This window comes from Citrobacter europaeus (genome assembly GCA_020099315.1).
Taxonomy (GTDB): domain Bacteria; phylum Pseudomonadota; class Gammaproteobacteria; order Enterobacterales; family Enterobacteriaceae; genus Citrobacter; species Citrobacter europaeus.
Genome location: CP083650.1, coordinates 213,170 through 239,150, shown reverse-complemented (window position 1 = coordinate 239,150; position 25,981 = coordinate 213,170). Strand labels below are relative to the sequence as shown.

The 25,981-nt window shown below is 46.4% G+C and carries 26 protein-coding genes; 5 read left to right on the top strand and 21 right to left on the bottom strand.

Going from position 1 to position 25,981, the window contains the following annotated elements:
• The first annotated feature begins 76 nt into the window (after positions 1-76).
• Entirely contained in the window at positions 77-679 is a 603-nt protein-coding gene (locus tag LA337_01090; protein UBI16335.1) for a tyrosine-type recombinase/integrase, read from the top strand.
• A gap of 185 nt (positions 680-864) precedes the next feature.
• On the opposite strand, the gene LA337_01085 is transcribed toward LA337_01090, so the two are convergent.
• The 5 genes from LA337_01085 to LA337_01065 form a co-directional block, all read right to left on the bottom strand.
• A complete protein-coding gene (locus LA337_01085) occupies positions 865-1,743 on the bottom strand; it encodes a hypothetical protein (GenBank protein ID UBI16334.1) in 879 nt (292 codons plus the stop codon).
• A 416-nt stretch (positions 1,744-2,159) separates the two neighbouring features.
• On the bottom strand, positions 2,160-3,068 hold the full coding sequence (locus LA337_01080; protein ID UBI16333.1) for an integrase domain-containing protein: 909 nt from the start codon (positions 3,066-3,068) through the stop codon (positions 2,160-2,162).
• Between the two features lie 1,158 nt (positions 3,069-4,226).
• On the bottom strand, positions 4,227-4,823 hold the full coding sequence (locus LA337_01075) for a NapC/NirT family cytochrome c (GenBank protein UBI16332.1): 597 nt from the start codon (positions 4,821-4,823) through the stop codon (positions 4,227-4,229).
• A gap of 13 nt (positions 4,824-4,836) precedes the next feature.
• Positions 4,837-5,259 carry a cytochrome c3 family protein gene (locus LA337_01070; GenBank protein ID UBI16331.1) on the bottom strand — a complete coding sequence of 141 codons (423 nt, stop codon included), beginning with the start codon at positions 5,257-5,259 and terminating at the stop codon, positions 4,837-4,839.
• 23 nt (positions 5,260-5,282) lie between these two features.
• Complete coding sequence (locus LA337_01065; protein UBI16330.1) at positions 5,283-6,875, bottom strand: FAD-binding protein; 1,593 nt, start codon at positions 6,873-6,875, stop codon at positions 5,283-5,285.
• A 215-nt stretch (positions 6,876-7,090) separates the two neighbouring features.
• Here LA337_01065 and LA337_01060 point away from each other — a divergent pair, with 215 nt between their 5' ends.
• Positions 7,091-8,857 carry a PhnD/SsuA/transferrin family substrate-binding protein gene (locus LA337_01060; protein ID UBI16329.1) on the top strand — a complete coding sequence of 589 codons (1,767 nt, stop codon included), beginning with the start codon at positions 7,091-7,093 and terminating at the stop codon, positions 8,855-8,857.
• The gene (locus LA337_01055) at positions 8,854-9,486 is read left to right on the top strand and encodes a response regulator (protein ID UBI16328.1); all 633 of its coding nucleotides are present in this window, start codon (positions 8,854-8,856) and stop codon (positions 9,484-9,486) included. The genes LA337_01060 and LA337_01055 overlap by 4 nt, the downstream gene beginning before the upstream one ends.
• Before the next feature lie 116 nt (positions 9,487-9,602).
• Here LA337_01055 and LA337_01050 read toward each other — a convergent pair whose 3' ends face one another.
• From LA337_01050 to LA337_01040, 3 genes are all read right to left on the bottom strand, one after another.
• Positions 9,603-10,349, bottom strand: a complete 747-nt coding sequence (locus LA337_01050) for a MipA/OmpV family protein (GenBank protein UBI16327.1) — start codon at positions 10,347-10,349, stop codon at positions 9,603-9,605.
• A gap of 83 nt (positions 10,350-10,432) precedes the next feature.
• Positions 10,433-11,074, bottom strand: coding sequence for a ParB/RepB/Spo0J family partition protein (locus LA337_01045; protein UBI16326.1), 642 nt, complete (start codon positions 11,072-11,074; stop codon positions 10,433-10,435).
• Complete coding sequence (locus tag LA337_01040; protein ID UBI16325.1) at positions 11,059-12,306, bottom strand: phosphoadenosine phosphosulfate reductase; 1,248 nt, start codon at positions 12,304-12,306, stop codon at positions 11,059-11,061. Before LA337_01040 ends, LA337_01045 begins: the two co-directional genes overlap by 16 nt.
• Positions 12,307-12,595: 289 nt before the next feature.
• Between LA337_01040 and LA337_01035 the strand changes: the two genes are divergently transcribed.
• Positions 12,596-12,949, top strand: a complete 354-nt coding sequence (locus LA337_01035) for a hypothetical protein (protein UBI16324.1) — start codon at positions 12,596-12,598, stop codon at positions 12,947-12,949.
• A gap of 228 nt (positions 12,950-13,177) precedes the next feature.
• The gene (locus LA337_01030; GenBank protein UBI16323.1) at positions 13,178-13,567 is read left to right on the top strand and encodes a DUF3742 family protein; all 390 of its coding nucleotides are present in this window, start codon (positions 13,178-13,180) and stop codon (positions 13,565-13,567) included.
• Between the two features lie 34 nt (positions 13,568-13,601).
• Here the strand turns inward: LA337_01030 and LA337_01025 are convergent, their stop codons facing one another.
• The 13 genes from LA337_01025 to LA337_00965 all read right to left on the bottom strand — a co-directional run bounded on the left by LA337_01025 (position 13,602) and on the right by LA337_00965 (position 25,977).
• A complete protein-coding gene (locus LA337_01025; protein UBI16322.1) occupies positions 13,602-15,107 on the bottom strand; it encodes a conjugal transfer protein TraG N-terminal domain-containing protein in 1,506 nt (501 codons plus the stop codon).
• 3 nt (positions 15,108-15,110) lie between these two features.
• Positions 15,111-15,443: a hypothetical protein gene (locus tag LA337_01020; GenBank protein UBI16321.1), complete on the bottom strand. Its 333-nt coding sequence runs from the start codon at positions 15,441-15,443 to the stop codon at positions 15,111-15,113.
• Entirely contained in the window at positions 15,440-16,837 is a 1,398-nt protein-coding gene (locus tag LA337_01015; protein ID UBI18373.1) for an integrating conjugative element protein, read from the bottom strand. Before LA337_01015 ends, LA337_01020 begins: the two co-directional genes overlap by 4 nt.
• Positions 16,838-16,884: 47 nt before the next feature.
• Entirely contained in the window at positions 16,885-17,853 is a 969-nt protein-coding gene (locus LA337_01010) for a TIGR03756 family integrating conjugative element protein (GenBank protein ID UBI16320.1), read from the bottom strand.
• Positions 17,850-18,242, bottom strand: coding sequence for a TIGR03757 family integrating conjugative element protein (locus tag LA337_01005; protein ID UBI16319.1), 393 nt, complete (start codon positions 18,240-18,242; stop codon positions 17,850-17,852). Before LA337_01005 ends, LA337_01010 begins: the two co-directional genes overlap by 4 nt.
• A gap of 154 nt (positions 18,243-18,396) precedes the next feature.
• The gene (locus LA337_01000; protein ID UBI16318.1) at positions 18,397-18,783 is read right to left on the bottom strand and encodes a hypothetical protein; all 387 of its coding nucleotides are present in this window, start codon (positions 18,781-18,783) and stop codon (positions 18,397-18,399) included.
• Positions 18,784-18,937: 154 nt separating this feature from the next.
• A complete protein-coding gene (locus tag LA337_00995) occupies positions 18,938-21,775 on the bottom strand; it encodes a conjugative transfer ATPase (GenBank protein ID UBI16317.1) in 2,838 nt (945 codons plus the stop codon).
• The gene (locus LA337_00990; protein ID UBI16316.1) at positions 21,775-22,224 is read right to left on the bottom strand and encodes a TIGR03751 family conjugal transfer lipoprotein; all 450 of its coding nucleotides are present in this window, start codon (positions 22,222-22,224) and stop codon (positions 21,775-21,777) included. The genes LA337_00995 and LA337_00990 overlap by 1 nt, the downstream gene beginning before the upstream one ends.
• Positions 22,211-23,689, bottom strand: a complete 1,479-nt coding sequence (locus tag LA337_00985; protein ID UBI16315.1) for a TIGR03752 family integrating conjugative element protein — start codon at positions 23,687-23,689, stop codon at positions 22,211-22,213. The genes LA337_00990 and LA337_00985 overlap by 14 nt, the downstream gene beginning before the upstream one ends.
• Positions 23,679-24,578, bottom strand: a complete 900-nt coding sequence (locus LA337_00980) for a TIGR03749 family integrating conjugative element protein (protein ID UBI16314.1) — start codon at positions 24,576-24,578, stop codon at positions 23,679-23,681. Before LA337_00980 ends, LA337_00985 begins: the two co-directional genes overlap by 11 nt.
• The gene (locus tag LA337_00975) at positions 24,578-25,231 is read right to left on the bottom strand and encodes a TIGR03746 family integrating conjugative element protein (protein UBI16313.1); all 654 of its coding nucleotides are present in this window, start codon (positions 25,229-25,231) and stop codon (positions 24,578-24,580) included. Before LA337_00975 ends, LA337_00980 begins: the two co-directional genes overlap by 1 nt.
• A complete protein-coding gene (locus LA337_00970) occupies positions 25,228-25,602 on the bottom strand; it encodes a TIGR03750 family conjugal transfer protein (protein ID UBI16312.1) in 375 nt (124 codons plus the stop codon). The genes LA337_00975 and LA337_00970 overlap by 4 nt, the downstream gene beginning before the upstream one ends.
• A gap of 9 nt (positions 25,603-25,611) precedes the next feature.
• Positions 25,612-25,977 (bottom strand): TIGR03745 family integrating conjugative element membrane protein, encoded by a 366-nt coding sequence (locus tag LA337_00965; protein ID UBI16311.1) that lies wholly within the window; start codon positions 25,975-25,977, stop codon positions 25,612-25,614.
• Positions 25,978-25,981 lie beyond the last annotated feature (4 nt).

The following is a 25,981-nucleotide window of genomic DNA, read 5'->3' as shown; positions in this document are numbered from 1 at the left end:
CTAACCATTTAACTTCCGCTTTTCGCTCATAAGGGACAACCATACTCAAATCTCCCACATTGCAGGAGATTTGAGTATGAACACGTCACCATGGAACAAAGACCGTATCATCGGCCAAAAAAGACCACTTCAGATATCTCATATCTGGGGGATCCGAATCCGGCTTGAACTGGAAGGTAAAACGCGCGATTTAGCTCTGTTCAATATGGCCCTGGACAGTAAGCTTCGAGGCTGTGATCTGGTCAAACTCAAAGTATCGGATGTGGCATATGGTAGTTCGGTTTCAAGCAGAGCAACGGTGTTGCAACAGAAAACCGGTAGCCCTGTGCAATTCGAGATAACCAAAGGGACAAGAGAAGCTGTTGCTGCATTGATAAAGCTTAGCAATTTGCACAGTAAAGACTTTTTATTTCGGTCTCGGGTCGGAACTAACCAGCACATTTCAACCCGGCAATACAACCGAATCTTTCATGGGTGGGTAGAAAAGCTTGGTCTCGAAGATTCGCTTTACAGCACACATTCCATGAGAAGAACAAAACCTTACCTGATCTACAAGAAAACCAAGAATCTCCGGGTGATCCAACTTCTGTTGGGTCATAAGAAACTGGAAAGCACAGTCCGTTATCTGGGCATTGAAGTCGATGATGCGTTAGAGATCTCTGAATCGATTGAAGTCTAAGGTTGTCAGGGCTGCAACAGCAGCCCTGTGCCAGGAGCGGACGTCGCTGTTAATAGTTTGCTCCTCAACTATTGAGCAACACCATGACATTCGCTTCATACTACAACATTATCTGGCCGGGAGCTCAAAAAGTGGACAGAACTAAAAAGGGTATATTTACAGCAATCTGGGCTGTTTACCATTCATCAATGTAAGCATTGTAAGATCTTTAATTCGTTTTTGTCATATTTGTACCAGTATATCCCCTCAAGAAAACTGGAGGCAGTTAACATTTCTTCTTTATTGAAGTCAACGAGTACTTTTTCCTGATTTGGTCCAAGAAAAATCACGCTTACTTCAAAGTCTTGTAAATTTGAGCACGGATTTTTTTTGTTAAAATCCAGTTGATGGGCTAATGAATATACTTTTTTATTAAGTACACCATCATTGAAATTACTATAAACCCACCCCAAAGCAAAGTAACTAAAAATACATGTAAAGATTATATAAATGAGTGCCCCAATGGGAAATCTAACATCACTATTTCCGTCCAATTTTAACTTAAAGTAAGAAATGATATTTATTATGCAAACAACACCTACAATAGCCAGCAGGTAAACAAGAATAGAAATTTTTTTGAAGAAAAGATAAGCAACAAGAAAACTTCTTGTAAAAGGAAAAAATGATGGATCAATATTAAATACATCATTTATTATTGAGGATGCCTCGGCGGTGCAATATACAATTAACCCTGTGAATGATAGGGATAGTATGATTTTTGTTGTTTTGAACTTCCAAAGCTCCTTGAACATTAATGTTCTCTCAATATTAATTCCGATCCATATTGTTGATAACATAATTGATATAATGTATGCGGGTAATTTTAGTGTTTCAATAAATTCAGAATCAGAGCTATTGGATGTAGAAAATATAAAAATCAATATTGCTACAATGGCCAATGTGTTAAGCGTAATGGAAGAGTTCCATTGTTCATTGTATTTTTTATTTTCACTTTCATTTTTAATAAATAAAACAGCATCTCGTATGTCTTTGATAATCTGCTTGGTGGATTTCTCATTAGTCATATTGAATAACTCTTTTTCTAGTTAAACGTAGGTTGGCTATTTGGAGAAAACCACTGTCGCTCTTCATTTAAAAACTCTGGGACAACCATCATATCTCCATTTTATTCACTTCGCCGACTTCTATTTTTCGAGCATTTGTTGCTGTGCACAAAAAACATTATTGGTAGAGAAACGTCAGGCGGATGTAAATTCTTCCTAGGTTAATCAAACCATTTTCTCCAAAAATTTTCAATCAGTTTTACGTCCGTACCTCGCTCAAAACAGACTGTCAGATTTGATTGTGTGCTGCCAGTGAAAACCGTCAGATCAAGTTGGAGCTAGTACAACTGAAGTTTTTAAGATATCGAAATTCATAGTCCATGTTCGAACTACAATCATTATGACATTTATTAAATAGTCTTTCTATTTTAGACATCTTACTCATCCTCCAGACATTTTTGACTATACACTCGCTTTATATAATCGCCCCTGCCATCACCGTGGCCTAAATCAATGGAGGTTAAAGCACTGGCTTCTTTTTGACTAAAGCCTTTTTGAAGATAATATTTTTCCGCATCCTGAGCAAAAGCGTATCGCAAAGAATGATTTGAATTTTCATATTTCAAACCGCCTACCCTGCGCATGATATTTATATAACGATCAAGCGCCTGCTGAAGGGATGGTTTGTCTATTAATTTTCCATTATTTTTATCTGCACATGTAATCGCGTTATTGATCGCCGATAATACCTTTTCTTTATCAACAATACGTGTATCTCGTGCACGGCCTCCTTTTGTGCCAAATATTACTCTTACTCTGTCGTCACCACGTAATATTGCCTGCCTCCACGTTTTGATTGATTTCACTGCCTGAACAGCTTCTTCATTACGCAATCCCAAATAACGGGAAAGTTGCATTACCGCTGCAACACCTTCATCTTTCGCTTTAATCAGAGTGAGCGCCTCGCGAAAGCGCTCGTCTGATATAGCCAATTTAGTGCCCATACGACTTGCACCTGAAATACCCAACGATTTATTGCTTAATCGTTCGTGATTCGGATCAGCCATTTTAGTCTTACCAGACAGATTAAGTATGGTTCGAATTCCGGCCATTTCGTTCTGTAAAGTCCGGTTAGAGATGCCTTCAGCCTTACGACTCTCAATATACAATTCAACATGCCGGACCTTAATCTGTTGCGCAGAACGAATTTGTACATTTAAATCCAACAACCGATGAGATAATCGCTCTACTATTTTTGAACGATCGGATACTGTTTTAAAGCTACCCTTCCCCTCTCTTGCAAGAATGACGAGCTCACGTTTTAACAATTTACTTCTCCTGGACATGACCACTCCTTAAACAAAACGTACAACAACAGACTTTCGTTCTCGTAAACGAAAACCTGTTGTTCTGCGTTCAGATGAACGAATCTGAAAATTAAATTTTAATAACATATACATCCCTCCCCCCGACGACATGGTTTGAATTGCGCTTCCAGCGTCTTAACGGATATCTGTGCATCAGGGAATGCAAGATGTTGAGGTATTGCGAGGTCCCAAATCAGTGAGAACTGACCGCAGCCGTAGCTGTACCTGTCGCCAGGTCGCCTCCGACGTCATTTTCATGACATCGCCATCGATATCGCGTTAATTATTTCCTTTTCAATAAGTTAAACGTAGGCATTACGGTTCCCCGCTTCGTACGTTGAGGTTAAATGATGTATCAGGACGTTTATCCTGTTTGGACTACGTATCATTCAGATTGTCAAACAGGTCCGTATGGCCTGATATAGCTGGTTAAATAGTTCGGCGCTTCGCGCGTCACTTTGTCGTCGTTTCACTTGAGCAAAGTGACGCGCTCGTCCTCGAAACGCTCAATGCGTCGTCCGGAAGATGCCCCAAATGTTGCGACGTTCGTTGCCCCAAATGGCTGGCATACCCGTACATGCAAAGTTTGTTCGAGCACAAGGCTAAAGAAGTAAGTACTAAAAAATACGGAATAAAACCGTAAAGAGAAGATGAACTCGTCTACTGACAGTTGAGGCAGGTAAAAAAAATACCGGAAAACGGTACATACGTAGAAAAATATCTTCGTCGCAAAATGCTGCGACAGCCGTTTCCAAAGATTAAAGGGCTGTACCACCCGAAGGCGTCACCTCTCAGGCTACAGTGACATTGGTATGCAATCACCCGAAGGCGTCCCTCTCAGATCGCCGGAACATTGGTGTTGTGATCACCCGAAGGCGCCCCTCTCAGATCACAGGGACATTGGTGGGTGCAAGTAATACACCATTTACAACATTGGTATAGTAGATCAATGATGCTCCGTTGATCAATACAACCTGGTCTCTACCTGAACACTGCCGGGGACATAATTCTTCGCCGGAGAGGCTTTGCATTCTCCCTAACCTGCAGGACGGGGTTTCACCGGCCACCTGAAAATTAATTAGCCTCAAACAGTACGCTCAGATGTTCCCCGCCCTGAAAGAACTTTGCATCAGGTAATTATTTAATGTGCCTTGTTTCGTCAGCAAGCCTCTCTTTAAGAAACTTATACTCAGGAGTGGTCTGGTTTAATTCACCCCGTAACGAACCAGCATGACCTACTGTGACATGACAGGATACGCATTTGAGTACAGAGTTCGTATTGCTCATATCTTTGTAGAGTTTATGCATTTCAAGTGATTTAGGGTTATCAGCCTTCGTCTTATCCAGTAACTGGTTGTGGCACTCAAGACAACCAGAGTCATAAACGTATGATTCTCGCTTTTTACGGTTTTCCAGCCAGTTAATATCAGACGTATCAGTAAACGTTTTTTTAATCACATCATTGGTGCCCTGTACCCCTTTAGAGATTAAGTAACCAACCGTACTGGTATGCGGCAGATGACAATCCACACATTCCACGCTGAATCCATGTGGATTGTTTCCACCGTGAGTATCCTGCTGATAGGTTTTTACCATTGGCTGCATTTCATGACATGCCCCACAAAATTCCTCATTACCCGTTGTTTTAACGACCTCAACGCCCAACAGGCTTATACCAGTGGCAACCAGAATAGTTACGCAGGCTAATAATATTACAAACCGTGTTCTGCTCATGTTATTTCCTTATTTAAGGCGTAGCCCCAAACCAGTCCCGCGTATTGTCATGGCAGGTCTCACAAAGGTTACTTGATGGTTTATGTTCGGCATGGCATTCATAACAATCCAGATCCAGGCCATCATGTAATGAGCGATGAGGATTGGTGTGGTTTACATCCATAAAGCCTGTCCGTTTCGCTACCTTCTCTGCACTGCCATGACAGGCAAGGCAATCTTTAGTTGCGAGAGGCTTAAAGGCACTGACATCTTGTTCTTTATGGCATGCAGCACAAGACAGATTGAGCTTTTTATGATGTGGCTTGAGTGCATAATTTATAGTTGAGTCACTCACGAGGCTTTCACTGCCTGATGCATTATTCTTTTCATCCGCAGCTAACACAGAATAAGAATAAAGCAAACATAATAACGCCGTTAATACCGTTAACACTTTCATTATAATTTCCTGATGTTATCAGATTAACTTTCGGGATTTTCCTTTGCCGCATTCTCTCCGGCAATCATGCCAAAAACACCACAGTCCAGGCTTCCGCAGGCTGTCAGTCGGATATAGCCATAGCTACCTGCAGATGCTTCACCACAAACAAAAATGCCCGGGATCGGTTGTTCAGTGACAACATCAAGTGGACGAGCTTCACTATTAATCATGGCTCCTCCCTGGCTGTAGTTATACCGGGGGTTTAACCACATTGCATAGAAGGGGGCTTTACCAATAGTGACAGAAGTTTTTAGCAGGCTACGTGGTTTGCCAAACTTGTCCTTATCACCGGCCATGTCTCGATTGTATTCTTCAATGGTTTGTCTGAGCTTATGAAGATCCATATTAAAATTACTGGCCAGTGCCTCTAGTGTATCGAATTTCCACATGGTACCTTCAGTCCCGTTCTTTCCTTCAAGCGAAAGATTGAGTCTCTGCTTATCATGGTAATTATCAATTCCGGTCTGGTCATAAATCAGAATGATCTGCTCACCATCAATTTTCATACGCTCGGAAAGTATTTTTAACCCCAGCCCCTGGCGATCATTATTATTGTATTCATCAACAAAACGTTTGCAGGTTCGTGGATTAACTAATATGCCCCACAGAATATCTTCCGTGGGAATAGGAAATGCAAATCTAAAAAGGGTCATATGGATGGGTTTAAGACCGGCTTTAATCATCGCCTTTAAGGCTCCGGCAGTTGCTCCGGGGTTAGCTGTTGACACCGAATTATACAGTGCTCCAACTTCATCTCCCCTGAATTTCCTGTCCTGGTTATACCCTCCGGTTGCCATTACAAGACCGCGTGTGACTCTGTAATATTTTGGTGTACCTGTACTGTTGAAGTCTGGAGAATCATTCAGGCCAAAGTCTTTAACTTCACGATTAAATATGTAGTTTTCTCTGACTCTTACACCTATTACCCGGCCGGTCTCGTTACGGATAATTTCTTCCAGCAGTACCTGTTTGCGAATATCAATATTCGGTAGATTATGTTTCGCATACTTCTGCAAACTTTTGACAATACCACTACCACCGTTCACTGGCCAGACGCAACGGGGACGAGAATGTCCTCCCAGCGCTTTAATCCCGGTGCCGTTACCAATCGTTTTATCAAACTCGACACCGTGGTCGCACAAAAAATCAAATAAAGATAACGTATTCTGTGCAATGGTTTTTGTGAGATCACTATGGTTATATCCCCGGGCCTCTTTCTCGATATCGGCCAGAAGCAGTTCCCATGAATCATCGGTGATCCCCGCTTCCTTTTGCCACTGAGAACCGACCACCGCCATATTTAATCCCGATATCAGCGATGAGCCACCCAGTCTTGACATCTTATCGGCAATCACGATTTTCATTCCAGGCGTGGTTTCCGCTGCTCTTATCGCAGCTGTGAAGCCAGCCATCCCTGTGCCGACCACTAAAATATCCATCTCCTCATCCCAGTTTATACCAGTACTTTTCCTTTGTGCACTCGCCTGAACCGGGAGAAGAGTGGCCAGTGAGCCAGCCGTCGCGGAGGCAAGGCCGAGCTGAATAAACCGACGTCTGGATGCGTTATTTTTCATATCAACACCTTTCTGAAATTCGCTTAAGTGTTGACACACTGCATTAACTTCTCGCGCCTCCCTATAGTGGTTTACCGCATAAGTTTTGAATCGTTGATATATATCAAAATAGCCATGGCTATTACAGGTAGTTTAATTAATACATCAAACAGTTAAGTGTGGCTGATATGAGATGCAGATTTAGTAACTGTCATACCCTGTACAGCATAGTTTTCATGATAATCTTATCATTCTCATCCGTCCTGCACGCTGAATCTTATCAACAGAGACATATCATCCGGGTTGGAATATTATCTTTTGACGATATAAATAAGGGGGTCTCACGGTGGCAACCTACAATAGATTATTTAAATCATACTTTCCCACAATATCAATTCATACTTGTTATGGGGGATGTAAAAAGTATCGATCAACTGGTTGCAAACGGAACGATAGATTTTGCCATAACCAATGGTGTCAAATTACTGCAGTATCAGACCGAGTATAATGCAGTAAGAATGCTGAGTTTAAATCCAGTTACAGGGGATCCGCAGCATGCCATAGGATCAGCTGTCATCGCCCGCAGCGACATGCCTGAAATTAAGGACTGGAGTGAGCTAAAGGATAAACGTATTGTTGCGACTACACCCCAGGCATTTGGAGGATATCAGATCATAACCCGCGAGTGGGTTAATGATGGTATTACCCCTGTTAAAGATTTATCCCACCTCAGATTTACAGGAATACCCCAGGAAAATCTGCTGTCCCAGTTGATAAATAATGAAGCGGATATTGCCGTACTACCAACCTGTGTACTTGAGCAGGCTATACAGTCTGGTCGTTTCAGGAATACACAATTCAAAGTCATTAAACAAAACAAACAGTCGATGTTTCCCTGCCAGAGTTCAACACCGCTATACCCACACTGGACATTTTCAAGAATGCAACATGTCCATGAGCAACTGGCCAGTGAAATAGCCATGAGCCTGTTATCGATAAAGGCCGGGGATCCCCCTGCAGTTACAGGTGAGTATAAAGGGTGGACTGTGCCCGTTAATGATAAAAGTGTCATAGCGCTCATGCAGGATATTGGACTGTCAAACAATAGCGACCATATAAAGATATTATGGCAAAAATACAGGGGGTGGCTGTTCATTGCACTGGGATATGGCCTGCTTCTGATCGGTTATCATCTGCGGGTCAATTACCTGGTGAAAATAAGAACACGCAAACTGGAAGAAATGATGGAGTTAAACAAAGCTTCAGCCGAATGGATACGTGTTCAACAGGAAAAATTCTATTCCGCACAGCGCTTTTTGTTATCAGGTGAAATGGCTGCCGGTCTCGCTCATGAACTAAATCAACCACTTATGGCGATAAATAACTATGTAGTTGGCTGCAGAATGCGTTTACAACAACAACCGCTGGATATCCAGTCTCTGGATCAGGCACTACAGCAGGCAATCCGGCATACCGCCAATGCCAAAAACATTATTCAGCGCTTAAGATTTTTCATTAAACATCACCCCGAAAAGCAGGAAGCAATCTGCCTGAATGACGTTATCTCAAATGCGTTAGCCCTGTTTTCCAGTGAAATCCATCGCGAGAAAATCACTGTCGTCATACCAGAATCTCCCAGGGTTGTTATCTTTGCCGATGAAATTCTTATTCAGCAGGTTCTTGTTAACCTTATTCGTAATGGGCTTGATGCACTTAAGCTACAAAATTCTCCGGACACCTATCCACAGATAACTTTTACGATTACGGAGTCTGACTCCAGTGTATTGCTGAAAATTCTTGATAATGGTGTCGGGCTAACTCAGGAACAGGCCGAACATTTGTTTGTGCCCTTTGTTACCAGTAAGGACAACGGACTTGGATTGGGTATGGCTATCTGTAAACGCATTATTGAAGCGCATAGTGGGCGAATCTGGGCAGAATCAGTATCTGAAGGGGCCTGCATTTGTATCAGACTACCCTTTATGAAGAAGGCAACAGCATGAGACAGAAACGTGTTTATCTCGTTGATGATGATCCCGGCATCCGGGAGTCACTGACCTGGTTAATGGGTGCTGCGGGTATTCAGTTAATCTGCTTTACGGGTGCAGAATCTTTTTTAAAGCAGGCTGACAGTACTCTTCCTGGCTGTGTGTTGCTGGATATCTGTATGCCGGGAATGACAGGCGTTGAGCTTCAGGAGCACCTGCAATGTAAGGAAAATATGCTCAGCATCATTTTCCTTACGGGGCATGCAGACGTACCAACAACCACACATATTTTTAAAAATGGTGCTTTTGATTTGATGGAAAAACCGGTGGACACAGAGGAACTGTTGCGGGGCATACATCTGGCTTTGGAGAGCAGCGAGAAAAAGTATGAATGGCATGCCGGTCGACGGCGGTTGACTGAAGCCTGGGAAGAACTGACTGACAGAGAGAAACAAATTCTGCTACTGGTACTGGAAGGTTTATCAAATAAAGTTATAGCCGATCGTCTCCATCTGGCTTTGCGCACTGTAGAGATTCATCGCCATAATATGATGAAAAAAATGGGTACTGACTCAGCTATCCAGTTAGCCCACTCAGTGTCAAAGTATATGGATATCAAAGAATTTAAGGCTGTCTCGTATTAGGGTAAAGGCAAGTAAGATGCCAGCCAAAACTGTTTGAGAAGCAGGTATGACGCGACTGAGAGGGACAGGGGACGCACGAGGGCATCCTCTGTCCCGAACATTGTGCCAATACGCGATCAGAATGCATAGGTTATACCGGTAGAAATCAGGCCACTCCAGGATTTATTGACCATCGGGCTGTCGGTAATTTCGTCAGACATACGTGTATAGCGTGCCAAACCATATACATTCCAGTTTCCCAGAAAGTTAAAGTTTGCACTCATTTCCAGATATGGGCTCCAGCTGTCATTAGGGATGTAGTTACGTAGCCCGCTACGAGTGAATTCCTTACGGGAAATACCATAATAATATTTATTCTGGTTCTTGCTGTTCCACTCAACCCCGATTCCCGGAGTTAAGGTCAGTCTCCCTGTGGAGTAGCTATAAAGCCACGCAAGATCCCAGACGATACCATTACTTTTATCCAGCGTATCACCCGCCAGGGTAGTACGCAGAAAACCTGACTGGGTATTATGAACGTAAGTCATCCCGGCCATCATAGTACTGTTTCGTTTGTCGAGACGGCGCAGATGGCGATCATTACTGTCACCAGGCTTAAAATAAACCGGAGACCAGTACGCCGTTATCGACAGTTTATCCGTTTCGTCGTTCCACAGGTAATAACCGCCTTCTAATCCACTGAACCAGAAATGTGCACTCTCATAGTCGATAACCGGAACAGGATAAATATCGGTATCGTAATCTTTGTAAGGGTGTTCAACCACACCCACGCCAGCGCCGAACGTAAATTTACTTTCAGCCTGTACCACGCCAGAAGAAACTGCAATCAACAAGAGTGCTGTTAATGTACTGATTTTATACATGATACATCATCCTTAATTACAGAATTAACGGACGACAAGTTACCGCCCGGAATAGTTTTATTTGCGATAAGATGCTGTCCGCTTTATCGAACCGTCCAGGCCGGACTGAAATCTTCTTCTTCAAATAATTCAGTCAGTCCACTTATCTGCTTCAGACGAAGAACTTCATCCCTGTCCATTCCCAGCTCCTTGCCAATACGTTCATCTGCCCATCCAAGACGGGCCAGATCTCTGACGATATCTGACATCGACGCTATCTGATGCTTCCCCCGGGCGCGGTTATGCCTGATCGTCGAGGCGATTCGTTCAGCCTGCCCCTTTCGTTCGGGATTAATACAGGTGACGGGCAGCCAGCCTTTCAGGCGTTTTCCTGCTCCTGACTCGCGTCTGCCCAGCAGCTGCCGGTGAAAACCATCCACGACCAGGTACTGCCCTTTATCTTCAGATACCACGATGGGCTGGGTAAAACCGTCCTCCTGCAGTGAGTGCTGCAGCAATTTTTTCTCTCCGGCGGCCATAACATTGGGGTTGTAATCGTTGGCCACCACTTCGCTGGCTTTCACCCACAGCACCAGGTCCACAGGCTCCCGGGAAAAGGGACTGAGTTCATGAAGTGTCTGGCGAAAATGATTAAGGGCTGCCACTTTTTCGTCATCAGAAATATGCTGACTGAAATACCGGGTAATGAGACTGGCCACCTGTTCCCTGGTTACAATATCCCCCATTCCTTCCTCCTTTGTTTCATACGCTCCTGGTAACGTTCGTAATGCCGGGGCTTGTTCGGGCTGAAAGATAATGTCCGGCACCAGAAATCATTTTTAATCAGTGTCTTGCATATCCGACGCCAGGAGGGAATATCCCTGCTGCCCAGGTCATTGTCCTGTTCATCCGGAATATCCTCCGGGTAACCGTGCGTCTGATACCAGCGCAGGTATACCGCTATCTTGTTCCGGTAATGCTCGGCTGTTTTTTGTGGCATGACATCGAGAAGAAACATGGCATAGCTGCGCCAGGTATGATGTGCTGGTCTGGAGATGCGTTTGCGCAGGGCAAAATAAGCCCCACTTTCATTAGCATAAATGGCCCCGCTTGCCGCACCGGAGACACGGGCACACATTCGCGCCCAGGTCTCAGGCTCCAGTACATGATAAAGCCACAGACCGCGGCGCTGTTCGGGGCCAAAAGGCTCACAAACACGCATATTCCGCAGGGGGACGCCGGCTCTGTACATCAGGTCATACAACGGGTTGTAAATGGCCCCCGTGCGGGCGTGGTAAATCCAGATGTCCCGGGCTTTCCAGTCATACAGTGGGCACATCGTGTAATAGAACCCCTCGGGAGAGGCGGTGGTCCAGGGTTTGTCATCGGCATAACGGAGCTTTCGCTGGCTGGTAAGGCCTATAAACCGGTTCAGGGATTCATCAGCACGAACGCCGGTCAGTATGGCCACTCCACACTGATTGCCCGTGAACCATGTCGAAAATGCTGGGACAAACTCTTCAAACGTCATGGCGTAACGGTAAAAGGGAAAATACGCCATATCAGTAATGGCATCAGCCGGTGGCTGACGAACCCACTCCACATCGGGCTCCCAACAGACCCATTCCGGCTGAAACTGTGAAACACCATTTACCGTCGTCAGCGGAAGAGCCACCCAGAAAAATGTCTCCGTCACATCACTGTAGAGAACCTTCATTTTTTGCACATGTTCAATCGTGCACTGGTACTGCGCTTCCCAGTCAATGAAGAGGACAGAGAAACGCCGGTGTTTCCTGCGGGCTATGGTGGCGACGATATGAAACAAAACGGTGGAATCTTTTCCACCTGAAAAAGACAGGCAAACCTGAGAAAAGGTATCAAATATCCACTCCACACGGTCTGTGACCGCAGACAGCACATCCTCCCCGGTTCTGATCTTCTGTATTTGATTACGTTCCATAATGACGTTGTCTGACATAAATACCCGAAGGACAAAGCCCGTTAATGTTAAAATAACTGTTATGTCATCTATTAACCCAATTGTCATTGGGATGACAATATTAAGGTGTGTTTTCTCATTTATATTTGATCTGAGCCCCGAAAATGGGAATGTAAATTTTCGAATTCAAAGGTTCCAAAATATCGATTGATATTTGTAAAGATGCATTTTGAGATATTGTAATATTAATTTCATCAGGTGTATTATCGTCATCATCTGAAATTGTAATCATTCCCATATACATAAGAAAGTCTTAAGGATAAGTCATATGTGGAAGTATTCCAGATTTAGGGTAATTTCAGCTTTAATATTTCCCCTTGTGGTTTTTAATGTCTCAGCCTCTCCTTGTTTCAGTAATAATTCTGTGACAAAAGGCACACAAATGAGCTCTAAGTTCCCCCACGACAAAGATTGTAATGATTCAAATTCACGTAAATCTGTAAGTGAAAAAATCATAGACTCTGTTGCAGAGAAACAGAAGATAAATCAGCAAATTATGACAATAGATCTTGAAATAGGATTATTGCGGACGAAGAAAGGAAGCATGACTGCACAGGATTATGAGAGTAAAATGCGTGAGCTGACAAATAAACGTTTGGCTTTAAAAAGAAAAATTAAATAGTCAACGCAATAAAACTATTTCATCTGAATTGAGATCATGTTGAGTCATTAGCCCTTAAACTGGACTGACCCTATTCAGTTAGACGCTCCTGCCCTATAGTAGGCGCTTCATCCCAAAAATGTTAAGCCAATCAATAACTCCACATTGATCGTCACAATGAACTTGATGTTTTCTTCGCCAGTTGAGATGCTGAGATTATAAAGATACCCACATTCAGGAGCGCAGCAGATGAATGCACAAGCACGCGGTGCCCGGGCTGCAAGGCTTTATAAAAGAGCTAAATCAAAACTGATTTCACACGACCAGTTCTGTGTTCAAAAAGCCAGAGAGCATAAGCTGCCCGCCTGGACTGGTCATTTCCCGGTGACTGTCCTAACAGGGATTCTTATTACTACAGTGATTTTTGGCTCACTGTTTTTTGTGAGTTTAGGTTTGCTTATATTTGCACTTATCTTGGTTACATCGTTGCATGGGCAAAACACAAACTCAGCGAACTCATGGAGTGATCACTCTTGGGGGAGTTCAATGAGAGATGGAAGCGAGGGATTTGGTCTTTACACTGGCCCGGAACATAGCCATATTCCAGCAAGTAGGATAGATAATGAGGACGACCTATAAAGCACTGCAATATTTACAGTGCTTGCACGATTTCTTATTTAACTATTCCAGAACCTACTTTATCACCAATTTTGCCACCATGCTGCCCAGCTGGCTGCACTCCCTTATTTAAGTTAGTGTCAACAATTCCACCAATCCTGACCCCAGCCCAGGAAAGCGCCCCCATCCAAACTGCCGGCAACACCAGGAACATCGTCCCCATAACAAAGTTCATGATCAGGTCATCTGCACTATTCTGAAAACCGGCCACATTCCATCGGCTATGACTGTCGGAGCCATACATGATCTCCAGAAGCCAGCTATCCAGCCAACGCGCCAGCTCCCACCAGAACGTAAGAAAATGCATCCCAAACGTCACAAAAGTGAGAGTGACTACTGTCTTATACTCATACGTCCCGAATACCAGCACAAGGGGGATTAGTACGTACATGGCCATCAATAAGAGCGCCTGAACCATCGGTAACGCCTGGCGCATGGCATCAAATGCGGGGAACGCCCCAAGGGCACCCACACTGGTCCCCAGCACCGAAGCCATGCGATTTACAGCATTATCTAACGTAAAATCGGCATTACCGCCATAACCTGCATAAGTACGTCCATTCTGTGACACAGAGAGACTTGTCGGACTGACCAGACGTCGAATTAACGCTTCCGTGTATTCCTCTTTGCTGACCATTCCCTTAAATGCTGCCGCCATGCGTGTCATCGTGGTGGTATTTACCGTATCCAGTACACGGGATTTCAGGCCGCTCTTGTTCTGAGACCACCACTCGCTACACGTCGGATACCCCCCCTGCCCGGTATTTGCGTACCCGTCATCGCGGCTTTGCGACCAGGGGAACGCTGACCTGGGCAACTTCGAATGCAGCTGCGGGTAAAAATCCTTAAAAAATATTTTCGACCCCAGCCATTCAATATCCCTGAGTACATCAATATCCGTTGTTCTCCCCGCATCCTGCCGTTTCCATAACGCAAAAGCCTGTGCATAACAGTCACTGGTAAAATCCTGCAACTCCTGCGCCAGAGCAGGATTGGTTATCTGCGTATGCTGAACGTCAAAACGCACCTGCCGCAGGTCTGGCCGGCAGGGTAAACTTGCCACAGCCGCCTGAGTGACGCCTTTGGAAATCATATGCATAAATGCCCACCACACCGGCGCCGATGCAGTCATACCACTCATTGTTGAAACCACACTACCGTAGCCTGAATCCCCGGGCTTAACCGGTGTCCAGAAACCACACTGTTTCGCACGGGTTGTATCAAACGTCAGCGTTGTCAGTGACACTGTCTGAGTGGGGACACAGCAGGCGATAATAACGATAAATGCCCCGTAAATAGCGTGCTCTATCCGTCGGGCCGACAGGATACCTTTATTACCCTCATCATCCCCTTCTTCCCGTGTTTTGATCCAGATACCAATGATTTTAAAGCCCAGAGGTAATGCAAAAAGTCCTGTGCCTGTCAGAACATCCCACAAACCGTTATTAACAACCCAGCCCAGAATCGTCAGGATGTACTCAAGATAGCTCGATGTCGTCATCTTCTACCTCAACACTGAATATTCGCAAATCGCGACAAAACCAACAGAAACGACAGCAATCCGCAGAAGACTCTGACGCAGAGCCTGAGAAGAGCCAGGGGAGTGATAACAACGCCATATCCCCCAACCAGTCACGCTGTAAAGCATCAGCCGCCACAGAAGCCACAACAACCAGGTTTCCTTCATCCAGATCCGAAACTGGGCTATTTCAGACTGATAACGAAACCCTAAATCAGCCAGTGCAAGGGACAGGCACGTAAACATAACCAGCATGAACACAAGCGTCAGAATAAATCTCAGAAATGAAGATGTTTTGATTAAGATCCTCAGTTTCATTGGCTGTCCCCTGGTTTACGTGTTTCAAGCTCACTCAGCCGGGTATCAGCATTTGTCTGCGATTCTTTTTGAGGATTGGTGACCGAACGATTTTCTTCGCGCGCAACCACAACCAACGCGGTATTTTTTGCCACTTCCCGACGCAGTTCCATCTCCAGCTTAAGAGAGTTAAGCTCGCGATCGAGAGCTTCAATACGGCGATCGGCTTCAGCCATTGCCTGAGGCTGATCAGCGGCATTGGGTTCAGACTGGCCAGTCGTTAACATGCGACGCATCGCCAGACCGGTTTCAATCGTGTCGGACATGGCCAGTTCGCCAGCCAGTCTCTGAACCAACGCACCGGCATCAGGATCGCGTTTCAGGGCATCGATGACACCACGCGTTACCTTAAGGCTGCCGCTTTTAATTTTATCCAGATTGGCCTGAGTCGGAGCCTCATTACCATTTACAAGATTTACCAGCTGTTCCAGATTCTCTTTGGTTGTATCCTCAAGCATGGGAGCAAAACCGGTACCGGCAATTGTCGTGCCCTGGGCATTATCAATCCCGCCGCTTCCGCATTCTGTGGCATCTTTACAGGTGCGAATACTCCGATCGCCCAGAACTTTTACGACCGCTGCTGCAGCTTCTTCAGAGTTTTTAAATTTCTGGCATGCTGACCCCTTGCAACTACCAGCGGATACCGTGCTGTTGCTGGTAACGCTCAGGTTATTCATCATGTTGTATCCTGCTTTAGCCAGATCACGCGTTGGCTGAATGGCAGGCTGGCCTTTCCCTCCAGCTTTCTTCCCGCCTACCCAGGTAGCGCCCTCCTTACCTGAAGCTTTGGTTCTGGCCTCTTCTGCCCGGAGCGCATCCCCGCCACTGGCACTGACCGCCTCCTTGTACTCTTCCCTCACAGCTGATTCTGTCCAGCTGCTCTTGTCACCCAAAGTGTAATCAGCCAGCTTGTTGGCCATGCTTTCACAATTCAGTTTCGATTTATCAAAAGCCAGACCTGCCTGAAGTACACCGTTGGTGATCATTTCATACAAACCCGGATTTGCTCGCTGAAGGATCATCGCCGGCATACTTGAGACCGCCCCGGTCGCACCGGTGATCACATCTCCCATCAAATCTTTGAAACCATTCGTGATGCCATTAAGCTGGTTTCCGACAGTAGTCTTTATATCAAAGTTGCCACACATCAAATCACTGCTCAGTCCGGCATCCAGCCCGATACGTTTCATTCCGTACATCGTCCCGGGAGTGGAAATCACCGAACCACCACCAATGCTGTAAAACAGCTTGTCACTAACCGCGACATTTACTGACTTTCCATATCCATCGCCACTCATCGTGGGGGCATCCAGTAATGCAGCACTTAACGGTCCCGAACTGAAGATACCCAGCATGAGACAGAGGAATAAAATGGATTGAGATCTCATTTTCGATACTCCACTTAATTTATGTCGGTGCTATAGAGAAACGTTTGCCCACGGCGTTTACAGCAGCTATATGGCTGCCAGAGTGTCCAGGCGTAATTACCGTTTTCCGCAATTTTTCCTGTATCCGGGAATACGCTGCATGACATAGAGAGCTTTGGTGATAACTGCTGCCATTTATGATTTTGCGTGCCGGTATTCTCTTTAACAGGTTCGGGAGGCCAGTAACCGGCAGACGGGTTTCCGGTGAGGGGCTTATAGACGTGGATCTGGTTAGTTCGGGTGATAATATCAGCTACACGCTGCGCAACGATTGCCCCGGATTTGTAGTCATCCTGCTGAGTAACAAAGCCGCTTCGGGGATAGAGATTTCCCCACATATTTTGTGCCGATGTGGAGCCGATTTCGCGTCTGCCAGGAATGAGTGCCTCAGGATAAACCGATTCAGGAACACCAGTACGCCAGGCAAGCGTATCAAGCGTGCTAAGAAAATAGGGTACCAGTGGTGTGGCTGCGCTGTTGCATGAATAACCTGGGATTTGGCCGCCAATAATCAATGTTGAAGGATGGCCAATGGCATCTGCATATTTAAAACGCACATTACTCTTACGGGTACCCGGGAATTTCTGTTCCTGGTTTCCGCCACCGGCAGCAAGCCCGGATAACGCCCCCGTTACAGCATTCTCTACCCCTCCGGCCGTCTGACTCACTAATGACATTTCGGTCCACGGATTTCCACCAGACGCCTGATAAGTCGAAACAACAGCTTCCGGAATAAAGTGATGCACTTTTATCGAGGTTTTTACTGTACAACCGAAGGGGGTACACATCAGCCAGTAGCAGATACCGCTGATTCTCCAGCTGATACACGACGGAGAAATACTGCTGGCCACAATCGAGGCAGTGTTCAACGCAGCCTGAACCTCCATGCCGCCGGTGATAAGCATGACTGACAGTAACGCTCGCTTCAGACGAAGAGATTTCATTGATTCTCTCCCCTGCGCAGCGCCACTGCCCGGGCTATATCAGCAGTCCCGTAAACCACGTCACGGTTGTCAAAAACCACCGCCGGATATTTCAGTAAACCAAGCTGCCATGCTTCAATCATTCCCCTGTAATGTTCGATAAGCGCTTTTTGCCGTCTCTTCCAGTCAGGAGAATTCAGCAGAGAATGAGCCTGTCTGACAGCCTGTTCAGGATCAGAAGAAAGCTCTCCAAATTGTTGCTGCAGCCAGCGTTCGCTGGCATCGAGATAAACAACCCGGATAGCCGGTGTTACACCGACCGGAGGATGCCCCTGGTCGGTGTAAACAACGATTTGCGCACTTGCAGAAAAGGAGCTGATTAATATCAGCGAAGAGAGGATTCGTTTCATGCCACGCTCCTGACGATAACTATCCGGATAGCGTGCGAAAAACGCAGAGGTAATGCAGTAATAAACTCTGTTTTGCTTTTTAATAATTCCCCACTTCAGAATATGTGGAAGCGGAATATGAAACGCCGGCTTTTACGCCAGCGAGTGTACCTGTCTACCTGATAAGCCACAGCGCCAGATAAAGGGCATCTGCGGCATCGGCAACATCGATGTACCATCGGGGATTAACGTAACTTTCCTCCGCAGGTAATGCTGTCTTTCCGCTTACCGTAATTAATATATCCAGCTTTTTTCCGCGTAAATTCTCAAGATGGATTGCCAGGCAGGCACGATGCCCGATACGCTGTGGATGACAAACCCCACGATAAGTATTGCCAAGAGCTCCCTGAATATGAGAAGTCAGACGACTCATATCCTCATCATGTTCCTTGCGGATCCACGCTTTACCCTGCGGAGGCAAACCCAGCAGCGCATCAGGCGGAATACGATGCGATTCATCTTCACCGAGAATTAACCATTGCTCATGCTTTAACAGGCTCATAATCCCCCCATTGAAATACCATCATTGAGCAAAAGAGATCCTTCACGTCCAGCCTCCCCGGACAACCACTCTGATGACATAACAATGACTCCTCTGATAGTGGTAAAACTGGTCACAGGGCTTGGCCATTGCCCGTGGCTCAGGAATTGTTTTTTCAGGCCGCTTTTTGTGGACAAAAACCCCGTGCCTCATCCAGCCTGCGGGCCACCCGGATCGCTGCCTCAAGCTCACTGCACTGATACTCTCGCATCAGCCGCTGACGTTCCGCTTTTTCCTCTTTTTCAGTCATCCCCAGGGCGAGATACAGACTGGGAGGCACAACCCGGAACAGTGCCTCAACCTGCTTTGATAAAACGACGCCCTCGGTATAACAGTTTTTGAGCTTACTGGCTGATCGCAAAATAACTTTTTGCTCCTCGCTGAGGGTTTTGAAACGGGCAATCTGCTCCACCTCATCGGGAGGCATAACCAGGCACAACCACCATTCAGCCATGTTCAGCATTTTCTGCGCAATATCAGGAAAATCCTCGAGGTTCTGTGTCGCCAGCCACAGCCATGCCCCCAGTTTTCGCCACATTTTCACAACCTTGGTCATATAGGGCGACAACAAAGGATTCGTCGTGGAAATATGGGCTTCATCAAATACGGCCACAATATCCCGGGCTGTTCCCTGGTCACGTTCGGCGATATTGTTAATCGTGTTAATTAAAGAGACCATCGCCAGCGCCATTTGTGCACCATAGCCTTCACGTGCCAGATGACCTAAATCGATCAGTGTGACATCAGCCTCTGGCCATGGTGTTCCCGGCCGGTTGAATAACTCTCCCTCAAATCCCTGAGTGAACATGGCCATGGCTTCTGCCATCTCAGCAGCACGATCGCGACGGGACTGATTCCGCATAGGCTCGCCATTTGCACCAATGGAATTATCACGTGAGATATTCCACAGGGCAGCCTGTAAATCCTCAGCCAGCATCTGATGTCCGTCCTGATATGTTTTCTCCGCCGCCATCATGATAGCTTCACGAATAAGACCGCGGTCAGCCCGGGTAAGACGTTCCTCCTCCCGCTTCTCGCCACCGGTGATCATCATCCGGGCTGCAATTTCCATTTCGCCAAGAATGTTACGCTCTTCACTATCATCTTCTGCGCTGTCGGTATTGGCTGGCTCCAGCTCAGGTAGAGCTTCCTCAGAAACCACGTTTTTCTTTGGATCCACTCGCATTAAGGAATGAGCATCAGCAAACATCGGTAAAGAAATACCGCAGCCAGGTTTGATACTCAGTACATTTACGCTCAGTCCCAGCCCCCGGAAATACTCCGCCAGCAAACCAAAACTGTTGCCGGCTTCGGCAATAAAGAGGCGTGGACGATGAACGGCCATTAACTGTGATAACGCACTACATAAGGTGGCTGATTTACCCGCCCCGGTCGGACCAAAAAGCAACAGGTGAGCATTCTGCGTTCTGTCCAGACTATTTAAGGGATCAAAAGACAACAGTTCTCCGCCACGGTTAAAAAAACTAAACCCGGGGTGTCCGGTTCCCTGGCTGCGACCGGTCACGGGAAGCAATCCAGCCAGATGCTGAACCCAGGTCAGGCGGGTATACCAGTTTTTTTTATCCAGTTGCGGGTTAAAACACATAGGAAGCGCTCGCAAATAGTCATTCAGGGGCGCCACTTCGTATTCAGGTTTCGTGGGCTGGAGCCCCGCAGTCAGCAATGTAGCGGTAAGTTGCTGTATTTTTTTATTCAGCTCACTGACATCAGGTGCACGCATCAAAAAAGTTATCGATGCACGATAAAGTTTGTGACGCATGCCCAGCAAACTCTTCACCTGCTCCACATCACTACGGGTCCGCCTGGATTCCGTGTTCTGCCCTATTGCATTTTTACCCAGCGTGTCAAACCCGGCTTCCAGCGTGTCCTGAGCCTGCGCCACAATAGTGAGCGATACCATTGTGCCCTCAGGCAATAAATCCATCAGAGTATTAATATTGTCGCCACGCTTAACCTCCCCCGTCAGATGACCGGGTCCCGGAGGGCGACGTAATGTTTCAACAGGAACGGCACGATGCGCCACATTATCAAACCACCACACACCATTTCGGGTATCAGAACGTGGAGGGTTAAACCACAACGTCTCAGTGAAATCATTGCCAAGAGGCAATGAATCAGGTACATCATCATAATAACGAGCCTCCCGGTAAAGCGTATCTTTGTCTATCCAGTCGGGCTCAGGATTGAAGTGACGTAACAACCATCGATGTATCTGCTCGCCATTCTGTCGGACACTCAGAACGCCGGCTGCAGATAAGGCTGAAGTCAGGCGCTCACAAACCTGGTTGAGAGCGGCAACCGGCGAATCATCTTTGTAATTCGCTGGCAGGTATCGATATACCACCATCCTGACGGAACGATTTTGTCCCCGCCAGGGAACCCCGGTGACAAGTGAATCAGTGAACGAACCTTCCGGCCGGGTGATATTTCGCAGATGCTGTTCTGTTTCAGCCAGCCAGGCCTTCGTAAATGCCGTCCCCTGAGCATGCGGTTTGATGTAACTGGCTAACCGATTCATATAGGCACTGAAGTCAGTTTCATCCTGACAAAAAAACTGTACTATCCATGGGTTAGAATCAAACTCTTCAAGGCTGTCCTGAAGTGCATCTTCAACCGAATCCCTTATTTCTTCCAGACGGGCAGCTGTGCGCCCCTCTGATGCCACTGGCGATATACTGTATACCGCACCGACAGACTGGCCATCGTCAAGCAGCAGGCATTGTTCGCGACTCAGGTACTCGGCCCAGGGCAAAAAATCAATAATGGACGGACGGGTTTCGTATAAACGGGATTCATCAGCGTGACTCATCATGCCCGGGCGTTTCAGTGGGTCACGGCCATGAACAGCAAAGTCACTTTCCGGTAACTCGTCAGGCTCCCGGGGAGAAGATGACTTCAGCCTGTTTTTGTTAAACAAAGAAAAACTGACCATCACAGTGCCTCCGTCCGTTCACCAGGAAGCGCATACTGGGTTAGAGCATAAAAAGGAAAGACAGTGCTGTAGCCAGGAACAGGCGTATTTCCATTAGCCAGGTGCGGAAATATGTACATCACCATATCCGGATTAGGTAACCGGGGGAAAATCTGGCTCAGCTCATTCTCCTGAGTGCGGCTGTAGCTTTCATCAATACGCCCTGAAGCCAGTGTTTCCTGAGACGAAAGACTCCGCCTGAGAGTCTCCCGCCCTTTGACAACGGCGTGAGATGTCGGAGCATTCCCCTGCCAGAGCTCCATCATTGAACTGTCTCCCGGAGGCAATAATTCATCTTTGCTGGATGAGCATCCGCCAAGCGCGACACTGAACATGCCCGCTATAAAAAATAAAACGGGAGTTATTTTCACTGTACGTGAAGTGATTTTCTGATTATCAGTCAAGACCATAATGGCCTCCTGTTCCGGGCAAGCTGAAGTCATATCGAACCTTACGACCATGGTCTTCATAATCAACGGCCAGTTGACGAGTAATATGAATAGCGACATTTGCACCAGGTGGGACATACACCGCATCAAACGTCTGTCCGTAACGTTGTTTAACCCAGTCGGTAACTTCTTTAAATCCCCCTCCCAGCGTCTGCCCCAGGACCGCCTGCCCAGCATTGCCGGTTAAGGCTGATGTCACCCCACCATTCACATTGTTCTGAGTGGTATATTGATTTTGTGTTAACGCATCACCTGCGGAGCTTCCCATCCCCAGTAACGCAACCGTTGGCAGATAAGTTGAAGCATTAGATTTGCGCTCACCACTGATACAGGGAATTCCGTTGTTATCTGATATCCAGCCAATGCTGCCCCTGTCTCGGGCGTTGTCATTATTGTTGCCCTGAGTGTTTGCTACGGGTCTGGGAAGTGTTCTTATACGTCCATCGGAAAAAACAAAAGTGATCGAATGTATCGTTCCTCTGACACACGAAAGCACCATATCCCCTGTAGCTGTCCCGGAAACAATAGCCCCTTCAACATCGGGCAATTCGATACCGTTTGCAGTTAGGTTATCCTTACCAATCAGGACTTTAAATGGATAAGGATCGGTGACTTTGTCATTAATTGGTATACGGCCAATTAATGCCGTCATCGCCTTACTGCCTACCAGGGTTGAGTTCTCAGGCAATGTATAAACAGGCCGTGTATCGGACTCTGCACCGTTTCCGTCCAGTTCCTGCTTATTTTTAACAACGCGATCGTACTCAGCTCGCTGACGACTGACGGGGTTATCATCCAGAAAAGAGGTGGGAAAGGTGAATTTATCAGTATCACTCTGGCTTTGACCCTCCGTCTTTTTAGCATCCTGAGGAGATATCCAGATCACCTCCCCCTGACTTGCAGAGGGGGCATTCTCTGGATCCAGTCCAAGGCCAACCGGGAAATCGGTTCCTGAAGAAGAACCTGTCGACACCATGTCAGTGTTTTGTCCCTGGGATTTCAGCGTTCCGGTCAGGTCATTGAGCTTCTCCAGTAAGGACGTTTTCTGTTTTTCAAGAGCCTCATTCGTTTCCTGTTTTGCGGCATTTACAGCATTTGATATCTGGAGTCCTACCGATGAATTCTCACCCTTGAGCTTATTATTTTCTGAAATGAGTGCCTTATTTTGCTTATCCAGCACAGCCTGGCGGGCCCGGACATCACGCAACGCTCCAATAAGTGTACGTAGCGTGTCTGCTGACGTATCCCCCTCAATACCCAGTGCCTTCAAATCATCCTGGCTCAACTCAGTCAATGCATTAGTGGTTTTAGCGGGTTCAGGTTCAGTAGTATCTTTTAAACCACAGGCTTTAACGCCAATAAAACAAACCACCACGATCAATACTGGAAGTAAAACCTTCATCAGGCCATTGGCTTTAATTTGCATGCTGTTCCCCTTTTTTTACTGCCGGCAATACTGCAGGTTCAGCAATAAAGGCATTCTCAGGGCGCCCTCTGATCACAAGATAAAGAGTTGTTGTATCTTCAGGCGTACCAGCCGCCCCAAGCCAACGATGCTGGAAAGTCGCACTGACAAACGATCCTGATAAAGTCCGGGCATCAAGTATCACTTTGGAGGAAGAACGATTCCGGATTTTCAGTGCAACAACATTCAGTTCCTGAATACCCCATGCCCCTATTGGCGAAACAACTACATTCTCAGACGGATATAAAGTTGTGAGTCTCGAGGGAAGGCGTAAATTTACCGGATGAATTCCGGGTACAGCTTCAACAGTGCGTAGAGGGGCATATAGACTTTGTGCAGCATAACGAGTCAACACCACTGGCAATGGAGCACTGTACACCGGCGTTTTTCTGACAGTCTGATTTTTATCTTCTGTATCCAAAGAGGCGACTGGCAACGAAGAACCCGTTTCCATTCCTTTTTCGCTCACCGATAACACTTCTCCCGAATAAACCAGGCGAACAGGCTCAAGCGCCTTATTGTCATTTTTGGCAGCAATATCCAGTAATATAATCTCGCCCGATTCAACATCCTGCAGTTGAAGTCGGGTCTGTTCAAAAGGTTCGCTGGCCTGTAAATAAACCGTACCACCGCTGCTTTGAACCCTCAGCTTACCTTTGAGCATTGCCGGAAAACCTACACGAACGTTGCGGTCGACAAAGACAATTCGCTCATGGTTAACAGAAAGTGGAATAAGCAGAGGGAGCCGTTCCCATTTCATCAGCTCCACAGCCTGTGCTGATGAAAACCATAAAAGGAGAATTATCGGCCACCATTTACACTTAAAATTAAGGACTTTAAACATCGCCATTAAAACATCCCCTTTTTCTCTGGCTCAGGGACCACTGCAGCTTCAAGTCGTTGTGGGACGCCTTTATAGCAATCAAGCGCCAGACCAAAAGCATTGCGCTCCGGATCGCCTTCCCAGCGGACAATATGCAGGGGGTATCTGGCCAGTGCCCGTTTTACAGGTTCTGTGTGATAGTATTCATCGACTACCAAATCCAGACTGACCTCCCAACTGTCATCGCTCTCAATAATGACACTTTCAGGTTTGTAACCACGTTTGGGGATCTCATAAACGACGCGAACGCGATCAAGCAACTCACCTTTTTGACTCCGTAGCTCAGCATCCTTATTCAAAAAATCCTGGCATGATGGCGTAAGATAAGGACTCAACTGGGCAATTTTCATCGGATAGTCTTTTTCTCCGTCCTTCGGCCAGGCATTAATTTGCTGAAAAATATAAAAGGCAAAGCTGTAGACCGTACTCGGAGGGACCTCCCACCATTTACGCGTACTCCCGCTGCGTAAATCTGGCGGGTTATGTATTGTCAGGTCACTGGGCGCCCGCATCCATCCTGTAATAACCAGAATCAATAAGAGAAGCAGAACTCCACACGCTAATCTCAGGGTCAAAATATGCTGATCGCGATCCTTCAGAGCATGGCGAAATCGGCTCATATTCCCCCCTTGCGTACAGGCTTACTCCTGCGTAATGACCAGCGTCGATCATGACGGACCAGAACTTTGCTCCCGATACCAATATGGCTCAGTATTTTTTGAATCCGGAGGTAGAGGTAAAAATTGGGTTTATTACGTTTAAAACGAACCAGAAAGCGTCCACCGATAAAAATAAATATCAGTGGAGTGATAAGAGTACAGGTTGGAATAATTGGCCAGCCGATCCCCGTTACAAGCATCATTATCAGGGACAAAATTAAGCCTGACACGGCACCAATAAGTGCTGCATAGCCCAGTTCTGGTGTTGTAAACCCTCTGAAAACTACCGTTTCGGCATTCAGCCTGTCCGGTAAAAACTCGATTGTTTTCATGAGGCCACCTCAATTCAAAATCTTCGCGGCTTCAGTACACAACCAGACAATGACAACGAGAATGGCTATACCGACAACGACAATCGCAACAAATTTACCCCATTCTGCTTTACCGGAGCGGATTTCTGAGAATGTCGCCAGAATAGCGCCGGAAACCATATAAAATCCGACAGCACAAATGATTAGCCCCATCAGGACGAGAAACCCAGAAAACAGAAGCTTGATCGTTTGCATCATGTCACCCCCACCGCCCCCACCGGGAATATTGACCGTAGGTAATCCTGCATGAGAGGAGAAGCTCGCCACCAGTAACAGCAGAATCAAAAGACAGGGAAGTGGTACTTTTAACCCATGTTTACTCTTTGAAAGCATCATGTTT